Origin of the sequence: Verminephrobacter aporrectodeae subsp. tuberculatae At4 (genome assembly GCF_000193225.1) — a bacterium.
Classification (GTDB): Bacteria; Pseudomonadota; Gammaproteobacteria; order Burkholderiales; family Burkholderiaceae_C; genus Acidovorax; species Acidovorax aporrectodeae.
Genome location: NZ_AFAL01000438.1, coordinates 1 through 11,105, shown reverse-complemented (window position 1 = coordinate 11,105; position 11,105 = coordinate 1). Strand labels below are relative to the sequence as shown.

General features: G+C 66.1%; 9 protein-coding genes and 2 pseudogenes. 6 read left to right on the top strand and 5 right to left on the bottom strand.

Translation table 11 applies throughout. The annotated features are described in order from the left end of the window. Window positions 1–141 precede the first annotated feature (141 nt). Window positions 142–498 carry a SwmB domain-containing protein gene (locus tag VTU_RS0114050; protein WP_010105186.1) on the bottom strand — a complete coding sequence of 119 codons (357 nt, stop codon included), beginning with the start codon at window positions 496–498 and terminating at the stop codon, window positions 142–144. A 147-nt stretch (window positions 499–645) separates the two neighbouring features. On the opposite strand from VTU_RS0114050, the gene VTU_RS33630 reads away from it, so the two are divergent. Next, window positions 646–819: a hypothetical protein gene (locus VTU_RS33630; RefSeq protein WP_169315404.1), complete on the top strand. Its 174-nt coding sequence runs from the start codon at window positions 646–648 to the stop codon at window positions 817–819. 510 nt (window positions 820–1,329) lie between these two features. Here VTU_RS33630 and VTU_RS0114045 read toward each other — a convergent pair. The 4 genes and pseudogenes from VTU_RS0114045 to VTU_RS27335 form a co-directional block, all read right to left on the bottom strand. Further along, window positions 1,330–1,518 carry a 4-oxalocrotonate tautomerase gene (locus VTU_RS0114045; protein WP_010105184.1) on the bottom strand — a complete coding sequence of 63 codons (189 nt, stop codon included), beginning with the start codon at window positions 1,516–1,518 and terminating at the stop codon, window positions 1,330–1,332. A 36-nt stretch (window positions 1,519–1,554) separates the two neighbouring features. Further along, a pseudogene (locus VTU_RS0114040) lies at window positions 1,555–3,764 on the bottom strand (malate synthase G). Window positions 3,765–3,838: 74 nt separating this feature from the next. Continuing rightward, window positions 3,839–4,690 carry a segregation and condensation protein A gene (locus VTU_RS0114035; RefSeq protein ID WP_010105180.1) on the bottom strand — a complete coding sequence of 284 codons (852 nt, stop codon included), beginning with the start codon at window positions 4,688–4,690 and terminating at the stop codon, window positions 3,839–3,841. A gap of 171 nt (window positions 4,691–4,861) precedes the next feature. Further along, complete coding sequence (locus VTU_RS27335; RefSeq protein WP_010105179.1) at window positions 4,862–6,547, bottom strand: SulP family inorganic anion transporter; 1,686 nt, start codon at window positions 6,545–6,547, stop codon at window positions 4,862–4,864. A gap of 437 nt (window positions 6,548–6,984) precedes the next feature. Between VTU_RS27335 and VTU_RS0114025 the strand changes: the two genes are divergently transcribed. The 5 genes and pseudogenes from VTU_RS0114025 to VTU_RS27325 form a co-directional block, all read left to right on the top strand. Then, window positions 6,985–7,236 (top strand): hypothetical protein, encoded by a 252-nt coding sequence (locus tag VTU_RS0114025; RefSeq protein ID WP_010105177.1) that lies wholly within the window; start codon window positions 6,985–6,987, stop codon window positions 7,234–7,236. A 166-nt stretch (window positions 7,237–7,402) separates the two neighbouring features. Further along, a pseudogene (locus VTU_RS27330) lies at window positions 7,403–8,376 on the top strand (ABC transporter substrate-binding protein). Between the two features lie 19 nt (window positions 8,377–8,395). Beyond that, window positions 8,396–9,226, top strand: a complete 831-nt coding sequence (locus tag VTU_RS0114015; protein ID WP_010105175.1) for an ABC transporter permease — start codon at window positions 8,396–8,398, stop codon at window positions 9,224–9,226. Further along, window positions 9,223–10,002, top strand: a complete 780-nt coding sequence (locus VTU_RS0114010) for an ABC transporter ATP-binding protein (protein ID WP_010105173.1) — start codon at window positions 9,223–9,225, stop codon at window positions 10,000–10,002. Before VTU_RS0114015 ends, VTU_RS0114010 begins: the two co-directional genes overlap by 4 nt. 585 nt (window positions 10,003–10,587) lie before the next feature. Continuing rightward, window positions 10,588–11,105, top strand: a 518-nt coding sequence (locus VTU_RS27325; RefSeq protein WP_010105171.1) for an Ig-like domain-containing protein, incomplete at its 3' end; no start/stop codon positions are given.

Sequence of the window (11,105 nt, the reverse complement as noted above, 5' to 3'; positions counted from 1 at the left end):
CCACGGCGCTTGCAGCCCCAGCGCATTGGTGAACAGCGCTTCCAGTTCAACACCCATCAGACACTCCCATGTTCAACATCAACTTGGTGGACCTGTGGACAGGCCCGAGGCGACCTGCCCGCTGGCGTCCGCTACCAGCGGCTATTGTGCATGTTGGTTTCCACACGAAACGACGAGGAGCCCGAGGAGCCCGTCATTGCCTGCCACGTCCTGCACCCCATTGCCGTTCGCGGGTGGGGTGTAGCTGATTTTTATTACATCCTGCGTGGTTATGGCACGACTGAGCGTCAGGGTAATGGTCTGGGCCTTGGCATCGACGCTGGCGCGGCTGACGGTAATGGCCGTGCCCGTGGTGCTGATCACGGTAAAGCCTGCGGCGCCGATGTTTCCGTCCAGATTGTTTGGTCCGTCGTACGTGAGCACCAGCTGGTCGTCAGCGGCCGTGGGGGCGTTGGCGCCTGCGGTGACGAGTTTCGGGGCCCTGGTGTCTGATGCCATGGTATTCCTTCAATGCTGGGTGCTGAATCGGATGGGGCGCTTATTCCTTGTGGACATGAGCGGTTTGCGTTGTTTCAGGCGGGCGACGCGGTGGCGTGCGCCAAACTCTTGTCAACGCTGGCGGGGAGCGCAAAGTGAAATCGATGCATGCGCACCGAAGCGGTGCCTGGATCCAATGTGATGGATTTGCAACCCCGCCACGAAGCCGCGATTTCATGCGGACTCAATTCAGACGAAGGGTATGGGCACACCGGGGTGGATAAGCTCCTGTTTCATTTGAGTCTGCAATATTGCATTCCTGTATCGTTGGCCGATGCCTGATCAAGACGTTTGCTTCGCTACGGGAAATTTTCTGATGATCACGCGCCGCCCTGAAGGGGTGCACGGTATTCAAGCCATCTTATGGTTGTCGAATTTATTTCGCGTAAGCCCAGGTGACAAATTGCAGATGACAAATCGATCCATTTTGGTATCGAGTGCAACTGCTTGGCACTCTCTGGCGGCAGGTGATCATTGCCGCTCCCATGCATCAGCTCGTGGAGCGCAGCATATTCAGCCCTGCACCAACGGAGTGAACTGATCCCGGAGCAGTGGGCAATGTTGCAGACGCCAAAGGCGTTGTTGCATAAATCCTGCGCCGCATGGCGTGCGGAGGTTTGTGCGCAACGGCGGCGCCTGGCCCAGGGCGATCTATCGTGCGGGGTCCCTGCCGGCTAGGGCTTTCCTCTGTTCACCAAGACCTTGGAGGCTTGGAAGGGGTTGTGCGCTTGAGCGCCTGTCCCGCACCGCCAGGGAAGGGCAGGGCGGCTGCGCCCCCGCGAGTCGAGCCGGTCAGCTTCGCTCCAGCCAGAGCTTGCCGCCCGTGGCCCAGTTCTCGCGCTTGACGTCGGTGATCAGGATGTCCACGGACTCGGGCGATCCGCCGAGTACCTCGACGCTGACGCGGGTGATTTCTTCGACCAGCTTTTTCTTTTGCTCGAGCGTGCGGCCTTCCATCATCTCGATGTGGTACGTGGGCATGGCGGGTTCCTTTCGGGGATGTTTTGGGGCGTTGGTTCAGGCTGTTTGCGCTGCCTTGCGCTTCAGGCGCCAGGCGTGCAGCAGGGGTTCGGTGTAGCCACTGGGCTGCACCAGTCCCTGGAAAACCAGGTCGCAGGCGGCCTGGAAGGCCAGGCTGGTGTCAAAGTGGCCGGCCATGGGCTGGTACAGCGGGTCGCCGGCGTTTTGCCGGTCCACCACGGCGGCCATGCGCTCGAAGGTGGTGCGCACCTGGGCGGGGCTGACGACGCCGTGGAGCAGCCAGTTGGCCATGTGCTGGCTGCTGATGCGCAGCGTGGCGCGGTCCTCCATCAGGCCCACGTTGTGGACGTCGGGCACCTTGGAGCAGCCCACACCCTGGTCCACCCAGCGCACCACGTAGCCCAGAATGCCCTGCGCGTTGTTGTCCAGTTCCTGCTGCCGGTCCGCGGCGCTCCAGTCCGGGTGGGTGCTCACGGGCACGGTGAGCAGGCCGGTGAGCAACTGCTCGCGCGCGGCGTCGGCGTCGGTCTTTTCCAGTTCGATCTGGATTTCGCTCACCTTCACCTGGTGGTAGTGCAGCGCGTGCAGTGTGGCGCCGGTCGGGCTCGGTACCCAGGCGGTGTTGGCGCCGGCCCGGGGGTGGGCGATCTTTGCCTGGAGCATCTCGGCCATCCGGTCGGGCATGGCCCACATGCCCTTGCCGATCTGCGCCCTGCCGCGCAGGCCGCAGCCCAGGCCCACGAGCACGTTGTTCCTCTCGTAAGCCTGGATCCAGGCGCTGGTTTTCATGTCGCCCTTGCGCAGCATCGGGCCGGCGTGCATGGTGCTGTGGATCTCGTCGCCCGTGCGGTCCAGAAAGCCGGTGTTGATGAAGGCCACGCGCGCGCTGGCGGCGGCGATGCAGGCCTTGAGGTTGACGCTGGTGCGGCGCTCCTCGTCCATGATTCCGAGCTTGACCGTGTTCGCGGGCAGGCCCAGCAGCTGTTCCACGCGGGCGAACAGTGCGCTCGCAAAACCCACTTCGGCGGGGCCGTGCATCTTCGGCTTGACGATGTAGACGCTGCCCTTGCGTGAGTTGCGGATTTCCGCTCCCTGCTCCTTGCGCAGGTCGTGCAGCGCGATGGTGCTGGTGAGCACGGCGTCCATGATGCCTTCGGGGATTTCGCGCTCCCGGCCCTGCGCGTCGGTGTAGAGGATCGCCGGGTTGCTCATCAGATGGCCCACATTGCGCAAAAACATCAGCGCGCGGCCATGCAGGCGTACTTCGCCGCCCAGGGGGGCGGTGTAGATGCGGTCGGCGCTGAGGCCGCGCGTGAAGGTCCGGCCGTCCTTGGAGACCGGCTCCGTCAGCGTGCCCTGGATGATTCCCAGCCAGTTGCCGTAGCCCAGCAGCTTGTCCTGGGCGTCCACGGCGGCCACGGAGTCTTCCAGGTCCAGGATGGTGGAAAGCGCCGCTTCCAGCACCAGGTCGCTCACGCCCGCAGCGTCGGACTGGCCGATGGGGGTGCTGCGGTCGATCCGGATGTCAAGGTGCAGGCCGTTGTGCTGCAACAGCACCGCGGACGGGTCGGCGGCGCTGCCCTGGTAGCCCCGGAACTGGCCGGGGTCCGCAAGGCCCGCTGCGGCGCCGCTCCTGAGCGCGACCACGAGTTGCCCGCCGGCGACGCGGTACCCGGTCGCGTCCCGGTGCGAAGCGCCAGTCAGGGGCGCGTTCTCGTCGAGCACCTGGCGCGCAAAGGCAATCACCTTGGCGCCGCGCACGGGGTTGTAGCCCGGGCCCTTTTCTGCGCCGCCGGCGTCGGGAATCACGTCGGTGCCGTACAGCGCGTCGTACAGGCTGCCCCAGCGCGCGTTGGCCGCGTTCAGCGCGTAGCGCGCGTTCAGGATGGGAACCACCAGCTGCGGGCCGGCCTGCGTGGCCAGTTCGTCATCGACCTGGTCCGTCGTGGCGCGCACGCCGGCGGGCTGGGGCACGAGGTAGCCGATCTTCTCCAGAAAGCCGCGGTACGCCGCCACGTCCCCGATGGGGCCGGGGTGCGCCTTGTGCCAGCCGTCGAGTTCGGCTTGCAGGCGCTCGCGCTCGGCCAGCAGGGCGTCGTTGTGCGGCGCCAGATCGGCGACGATGGCGGCAAAGCCCTGCCAGAAAGCGGCGCTGTGGACGCCCGTTCCGGGCAGCACCTTGTCTTCTACAAAGCGCAACAGGGGGGTGGCCACTTGCAGCCGTGGACGGTGGTGCGGTCGGTCATGGGAATGGGGTGTCGGGACGTTGGGGGAGGGGGGAAATCGGGGCCCGTCTCTGCGGGGCGGACTGACTGTATCGTCAGACCGGCGTGTACGCCAGCCGCACGTAGATGGGCGCAAAGGCCTCGGCCTGCGTGATCTCGATCAGCGTTTCCTTGGCCAGTTCCAGCAGCGCGATGAAGGTCACGACCAGCACGCTGCTGCCCTTTGCGGGCTCGAACAGCGCCTCGAATTCGACGAAGCGGTGGCCCTGCAGCGCCTTGAGCACCAGGCCCATGTATTCGCGCACCGAGAGCTCTTCGCGCGTGATCCGGTGGTGCTGCACGAGCCTGGCGCGCCCGAGGATGTCGCGCCAGGCCGCCTGCAAATCGGCCGTGTGCACATCGGGAAAGCGCGCTTGCAGGCTTTGCGCGGCGCACACCTGGGCCCTGAGGAAGTCGCGCCCGTACTGCGGAATCTGCGCCAGGCGCAGCGCGGCCAGTTTCATCTGCTCGTACTCCAGCAGGCGGCGCACGAGCTGCGCGCGCGGGTCCTCGGGCTCTGCGCCCTCGGCCTGCTTTCTGGGCGGCAGGAGCATGCGCGACTTGATCTCGATCAGCATCGCCGCCATCAGCAGGTACTCGGCGGCCAGTTCCAGGTTGCGGCTGCGGATTTCGTCCACGTACGCCAGATACTGGCGCGTGACGCCCACCATGGGGATGTCGAGGATGTTGAAGTTCTGCCTGCGGATCAGGTAGAGCAGCAGGTCCAGCGGGCCTTCGAAGGCTTCGAGAAAGACTTCGAGCGCGTCGGGCGGGATGTACAGGTCGGTGGGCAGAGCGAACAGCGGCTCGCCATACAGGCGCGCCAGCGCCACCTGGTCGACCACCACGGGCATTGCGCCCGCGTCCAGCGGGGGCGTGCCTGGCGCATCGGCAGCCGCGGCGACCATGGATTGCTGTCGGATACGCAACGCTCAGCGCGGGAATATCCTGCGCCCGACCCTCTCATCCCATGGCAGGGCCCGACCGGCCTGGAGCGGCTCGATGGACTGCGGGGTGGCGGATGGGGGGGCGGGGCGGCGGAGAATGGACATGGACGGAGAACCTCTGGGGCCCGGATTCTACTGGGCGGCGTTCTCATCCCGGGTGCACGGCGCGGCCTGCGCGGCCAGCTGCAAGCCAAAGCCCGAGCGCTCGATCAACGAGCGCGGCTGCTCGTGCAGATGGATGACGCAGAGTCGCCCGCCGCGCGCGTTCACGGCCCGGAGGATCTGCACCAGGGCGTCGAGCCCCGTGGTGTCCAGCGCCACCAGCTCGCTGGCGTCGAGCACCAGCTCCATTCCCGGCGGTCCGGCTTCCACGGCCTGCACGATGGGGTCGATCTTCGCGGCCGCGCCGAAGAAGAGCGCGCCGTGCAGGCGCCAGGTGGCGCCGGGGTGCGGCGCGGCGCCGGCCTCGGGCCCGGACTCGGGTTGGCGCTCCACGCGAAACAGCGCGCTCATGCGCCGCACGAACAGCGCGCAGGCCAGGAACAGGCCCACCTCCATGGCGACGATCAGGTTGAACACCACGGTGAGAAAGAACGTCCCCAGCATCAGCAAGCGGTAGTGGTTGCTGAAGTGGCGCAGGCGCACGAACTCGTGCCACTCGCCCATGTTCCAGGCCACGTACAGCAGGATTCCCGCGAGCACCGCGAGCGGAATGTGCAGCGCCAGCGGCGCGGCCAGCAGCACGATCAGCGCCAGGGTCAGCGCGTGCACCATGCCCGCGACGGGCGAGGTGGCGCCCGCGCGGATATTCGTCACCGTGCGGGCAATGGTCCCGGTGGCGGGCATGCCGCCGAAGAACGGCACCACCAGGTTGGCCAGGCCCTGGGCCATCAGCTCCTGGTTGGGGTCGTGCTTTTTGTGCTGCGGGTCGCTCGTCAGCTGGTCGGCCACGCGCGCGCACAGCAGCGATTCGACGGCGCCGAGCAGCGCGATGGTGACCGTCGGCGTGACCAGCAGGCGCACCGTCTCCCACGAGAAATCGGGCAGCGCAAACCCCGGCAGCGTCCGCGGAATGCCGCCAAAGCGCGAGCCGATGGTCTCCACCGGAAACCCGAGCGCCCAGGCCAGCAGGCTCAGCGTGACCAGCGCCACCACGGGCGCGGGCAGGTGCGCGAAGCCGTGCATGGTGTGGCGCTCGAGCACCTGCATCACGGGCGAGCCCTTCATCGTCAGCCGGGGCCAGACGAACAGCCCGACCACGCAGGCCGTACCCAGCCCGAACGCGTAGGGGTTGAAGCTGTCCATATGCCGCACCAGCGCGCGCATCTGCGAGAAGAAGTCGCCCGGCATGTGCTCGATCGACAGGCCCAGCCAGTCCTTGGCCTGCGACAGCGCGATGAGCACGGCAATGCCGTTGGTAAAACCGATCACGACGCCCACCGGAACGAAGCGCACCAGCGTGCCCAGCCGGAAAAGCCCGAGCAGCAGCAACAGCACGCCCGCGCAGGCCGTGGCGATCAACAGGTTGGCCACGCCGTAGCGATTGACGATGTCGTAGATGATGACGATGAAGGCGCCCGCCGGCCCGCCGATCTGGGCGTTGGTGCCGCCCAGCGCCGAGATCAGAAAGCCCGCGATGATCGCCGTCCACAGCCCGGCCTCGGGCTTGAGGCCACTGGCAATCGCAAACGCCATGGCCAGCGGCAGCGCCACGATGCCCACGGTGACGCCGGCACCCACATCCGCCAGCCAGCGGCCGCGGTTGTAGCCGCGCAGCGCGTCGATCACGCGGGGGCGAAAGGCAAGCGAGAACGACATGGCGGCGGGCCCGATGGGCGGCAGGGACGTTCAGCTTGCCGCAGGGCGGGCGCAGGGGAGGGGATGCGGGCGGTGCATGGTGGCTCCCAGTGTAGTGGGCCACCGGGGACGCCCCTGTTTTTTTCCGGCCATCGGGCGCATGGCCTTGAACTATTTGCAACTGTGCCCAGGGTCTTGAGTGGGCTGCGCAGACGAGGTATTTCATTCAGTCACCACGGAGCCCCGTCGCCGCAGGCCATAATCCGCGACCCGATGCAACAGCGATCCGACCTCAGCGCACGCAGCCACACTTGGATGGCTGAACCGATCTTGGCGCGATGGGCGATGCGGCGGACGCTCACGGCCCTGCCAGGCGGTTCAGGAACGGCAGCGGCCAGCCCGTCCGGCCCCGCGCCGGATTCCGCGCCCCTGCAACGCGTCGGCTGGAGGGCCCGCACATGAACATGAACGACCTGCCGGTGGGCGACATGCTGGCCCAGGCCTGGGCCATGCTGGCGTCGCATCTCGGCAGCGCCTGGAACTGGTTGCAGCGGATCTGGGACGAGGCCCCGGTGCCGCTGCTGCTGGGGATCGTCATCGGTCTGGTGCTCGCGCGCCTGCTGCGCAGCCTGTTGCTCGTGATCGGGCTGATCGCGGTCGCTTTCGTCGTCGTGCGCATGGCCGGCATTTCCGTTCCCGGCTTTGGCTGATTGCCGCCGACGCCGGCAGCGCGCGCTCGGCCGGGCCCATTTTTTGCGTGATGGCTTGGACCCCCTGGCGTTTTCCCTGTCTATACAAGCGTGCAGCAACTGCCATCATGGCAGCTTGGTCGGGGAGGCTGGGCTTTTGAAGACTTATTCCAACAGGAGCAGATAGATGAAGCGATTGCTTGTGAAATGGGCGCCGTTGGCCGCGGCCGTGGCATGCACGCTGGGTTTGGCCACAGCGGTCCGGGCGCAGGACGGCCCCGGCACCAAGGTGGTGCTCGGCATGTCCGGCTGGACGGGTTTCGCACCCCTTACGCTGGCGGACAAGGCGGGCATCTTCAAGAAAAACGGCCTGGACGTCGAGATCAAGCTGATTCCGCAGAAGGACCGCCATTTCGCGCTGGCCTCCAAGTCCATACAGTGCGCCGCCACCACGGTCGAGACCCACGTCGCGTGGAACGCCAACGGCGTTCCCATCGTGCAGATCTTCCAGACGGACAAGTCCTACGGCGCCGACGGCCTCGCGGTGCGCGATGGCATCAAGGGCTTTGCCGACCTGCGGGGCAAGACCATCGGCGTGGACGCACCCGGAACGGCCCTTACTTCGGCCTGGCCTGGATGCTGAGCAAGAACGGCATGCGCCTGAAGGACGTGAAACTCACCACGCTCTCGCCCCAGGCCGCGGCGCAGGCCTTCGTTGCCGGCCAGAACGACGCCGCCATGACCTACGAGCCGTATCTCTCCACGGTGCGCGAGAACCCCGGCGCCGGCAAAATCCTCGCGACCACGCTGGACTATCCGATGGTGATCGACACCGTGGGCTGCGCCCCCGCCTGGCTCAAGGAGCATCCGAAGGCGGCGCAGGCGCTGGCCGATTCCTATTTCGCGGCGCTGGACCTGATCGCCGCCGACCCCGCCCGGTCCAACGAAATCATGGGCGCGGCGGTCAAGCAGACGGGCGAACAATTTGCCAAGTCGGCGTCCTTCCTGCGCTGGCAGGACCGGGCCGCGAACCAAAAGTTCTTTACCGAAGAAATCAGCGCGTTCATGAAGGACGCGACGGCCATCCTGCTCGAGGCCGGGGTCATCCGCAAGGCGCCGCAGGACCTGGCCGCCATGTTCGACGCGCGCTTCGTCAAATAGGCTCCGGCAGCCGCACCCCATGCCAGAGCGCGCCCTGTCCGCTGCGCCCCGGCCCCTGCGGCGCGCGCGTGCACTGGCGCCGTTGGCGCCGGTGAGCGCGCGCAGCCGCTGGCTGCTGGGCCTGGCCTTCTTCGCCGTGTTCGTCGCGCTGTGGGCGTTTTTCACGCTCGGCGGATTCGTCTCGCCGACCTTTCTGGCCAGCCCCATCACCATGCTCAGCGAGGGCTGGCTGCTGTTCACCGAGTACGACTTCCTCAGGGACATCGGGATGACGGTGTGGCGCGTGGCCGGCGGCTTCGTTCTGGCTGCCGCCGTCGCCGTGCCGCTGGGTATTGCCATGGGCGCGTACAAGGGCGTCGAAGCGTTCTTCGAGCCCTTCATTTCGTTTTGCCGCTACCTGCCCGCGTCCGCGTTCATCCCGCTGCTGATCCTGTGGGTGGGAATCGGCGAGGCGCAGAAGGTCCTCGTCATCTTCATCGGCGCGGTGTTCCAGATCACGCTGATGGTCGCGGTCACGGTCGGCGGCGCGCGGCGCGACCTGGTGGAGGCGGCGTACACGCTGGGCGCGGGCCACAGGGGAATCGTCACGCGGGTGCTGATCCCCGGCGCCGCGCCCGAGATCGCCGAAACCCTGCGCCTGGTTCTGGGCTGGGCCTGGACCTATGTGATCGTCGCCGAACTGATCGGCTCCTCGTCCGGAATCGGGCACATGATCACCGACAGCCAGACGCTGCTCAACACCGGGCAGATCATCTTCGGAATCATCACCATCGGCCTGATCGGGCTGGTTTCCGACTTCGCTTTCAAGGCGCTCAACCAGCGCCTGTTTGCCTGGGGCCGCGTGCCATGAGCTGCGTTTCCATCGAAGGCGTTGCCCGCGTTTTCGAGAGCGCCCGGGGGCAGCGCATGCAGGCCTTGCAGCCGGTCGATCTGGAGGTGCGCGAGAACGATTTCCTCACCATCCTGGGGCCCTCGGGCTGCGGCAAATCGACGCTGTTGCGCATCGTCGCCGGATTGGAGCGCGCGAGCAGCGGGCGCGTGCTGCTCGATGGTGCGCCGGTCCAGGGGCCGGGCGCCGAGCGCGGCATGGTGTTCCAGAGCTACACGCTGTTCCCCTGGCTCAGCGTCGAGCAGAACATCTGCTTTGGCCTGCGCGAACGCGGCCTGCCCGGGGCGCAGCAGAGGGAGCGCGCCGCGTACTTCATCGCCAAGGTCGGGCTGCGCGGCTTCGAGCAGCATTTCCCCGGGCAGCTCTCGGGCGGCATGCAGCAGCGCACGGCGATTGCGCGCGCGCTCGCCAACGACCCCAAGATCCTGCTCATGGACGAGCCCTTCGGCGCGCTCGACAACCAGACCCGCGCGCTCATGCAGGAACTGCTGCTCGGCATCTGGGAGGCCGAGCGCAAGACGGTGCTGTTCGTCACGCACGACATCGACGAGGCCATCTTCCTGGCCAACCGCGTGGCCGTGTTCAGCGCCCGGCCCGGCCGCATCAAGACCGAACTGGCCGTGCCCCTGCCGCACCCGCGCGACTACCGCATGAAGACCAGCCCCGAATTCATGGACCTCAAGGCGCGCCTGACCGAAGAAATCCGCGCCGAGGCCATGGCGGCCGATGCGCGCTGAAGCCTGAAAAGTATCAGCGCATGAAACGGCGCTTTTCGCGCCATAGTGGCGTTACAAATCCTCGCGATACCTGAGGGAATCGCTGCGCCTGGCCCTGTCGCAAAATGCAACAGTTACATTTTATGCGACTGTTTCGCTGAGCAAAACATGGGTGTTTCGCCCTGCAAATATCAGCACATAAAACTGCGCTTTTCGTGCCCTGGCGGCGTTGCAAATACTCGCGATACCTCTTGGGAGTTGCTGTGGTTTGCGCCTTGCCATGGCGCGAAATGCAGCCATTTCATTTTGTTCTGCTATTTTCGGGGCAGAACATGCGTGCGTGCGATTTTAAATAATGAAACGTGATGGATGCGTTTCACTCTGGGGAAGTGTCAATTTTCACGTTTCTTAATCTGTCGGATCGCAGACTCGCGGCCCAAGCGCCTGCGCGTTGACTGTGTCGCGCAGGTAATAGTTTCAAAATAACACTCTGTATTACAATTTTTCGGCGGCCTGCGCTCTCCGCGCTACCCCGAGCGGGGAGAGCGGGAAGTCGCGCACACCACCAACTCTGTCCGTCGAATCCGCCATCCAAGGAACAACACCATGTCCGTCATCACAGCGCCCGCACCCATGACGGGAGCCCATACGAAGCGCGCAGCGAACAACACCGTGCCCGATGCCAGAGCGCCATCTTTCCATCTGCAACAAACCACGATCAGCGACGAAAAACTGAGTCGGGGCGAGAGCGCCACCGTCACCCTGCGCTTCTCCCAAGCCATTGATGCGCGCAGTTTCAGCCTCGACGATCTGGTCGTGGGCGGGGGGGCGAGGCTGTCCAACCTGTACAGCACCGACGGCGGTACCACCTGGAAGGTCACGCTCACGGCCCCGGGGGTCCAGGACTCCCCCGCCAACCCCTCCGACGCCCGCGATTCGTCGGGCAACCAGATCAGCGTCAACCTCGCCGGCATGACCGACCTCGCAGGCAACGCCGGTGTGGGCCGGGCCGTCTCCACGATGACCTACGACATCGACGTCCGGCGCCCCACGGCCACCATCACGCTGGCCGACAGCCTGCTCACCGCGGGGGAAACCGCCACCGTCACCTTCACTTTCAGCGA

What these genes read in the sequence shown, in the direction of transcription:
- VTU_RS33630 (WP_169315404.1), top strand. Translation starts at nt 646, where the DNA reads ATGCGCACCGAAGCGGTGCCTGGATCCAATGTGATGGATTTGCAACCC.
- VTU_RS0114035 (WP_010105180.1), bottom strand. Translation starts at nt 4,690, where the DNA reads ATGGTCGCCGCGGCTGCCGATGCGCCAGGCACGCCCCCGCTGGACGCG.
- VTU_RS0114045 (WP_010105184.1), bottom strand. Translation starts at nt 1,518, where the DNA reads ATGCCCACGTACCACATCGAGATGATGGAAGGCCGCACGCTCGAGCAA.
- VTU_RS0114050 (WP_010105186.1), bottom strand. Translation starts at nt 498, where the DNA reads ATGGCATCAGACACCAGGGCCCCGAAACTCGTCACCGCAGGCGCCAAC.
- VTU_RS27335 (WP_010105179.1), bottom strand. Translation starts at nt 6,547, where the DNA reads ATGTCGTTCTCGCTTGCCTTTCGCCCCCGCGTGATCGACGCGCTGCGC.
- VTU_RS0114010 (WP_010105173.1), top strand. Translation starts at nt 9,223, where the DNA reads ATGAGCTGCGTTTCCATCGAAGGCGTTGCCCGCGTTTTCGAGAGCGCC.
- VTU_RS0114015 (WP_010105175.1), top strand. Translation starts at nt 8,396, where the DNA reads ATGCCAGAGCGCGCCCTGTCCGCTGCGCCCCGGCCCCTGCGGCGCGCG.
- VTU_RS0114025 (WP_010105177.1), top strand. Translation starts at nt 6,985, where the DNA reads ATGAACATGAACGACCTGCCGGTGGGCGACATGCTGGCCCAGGCCTGG.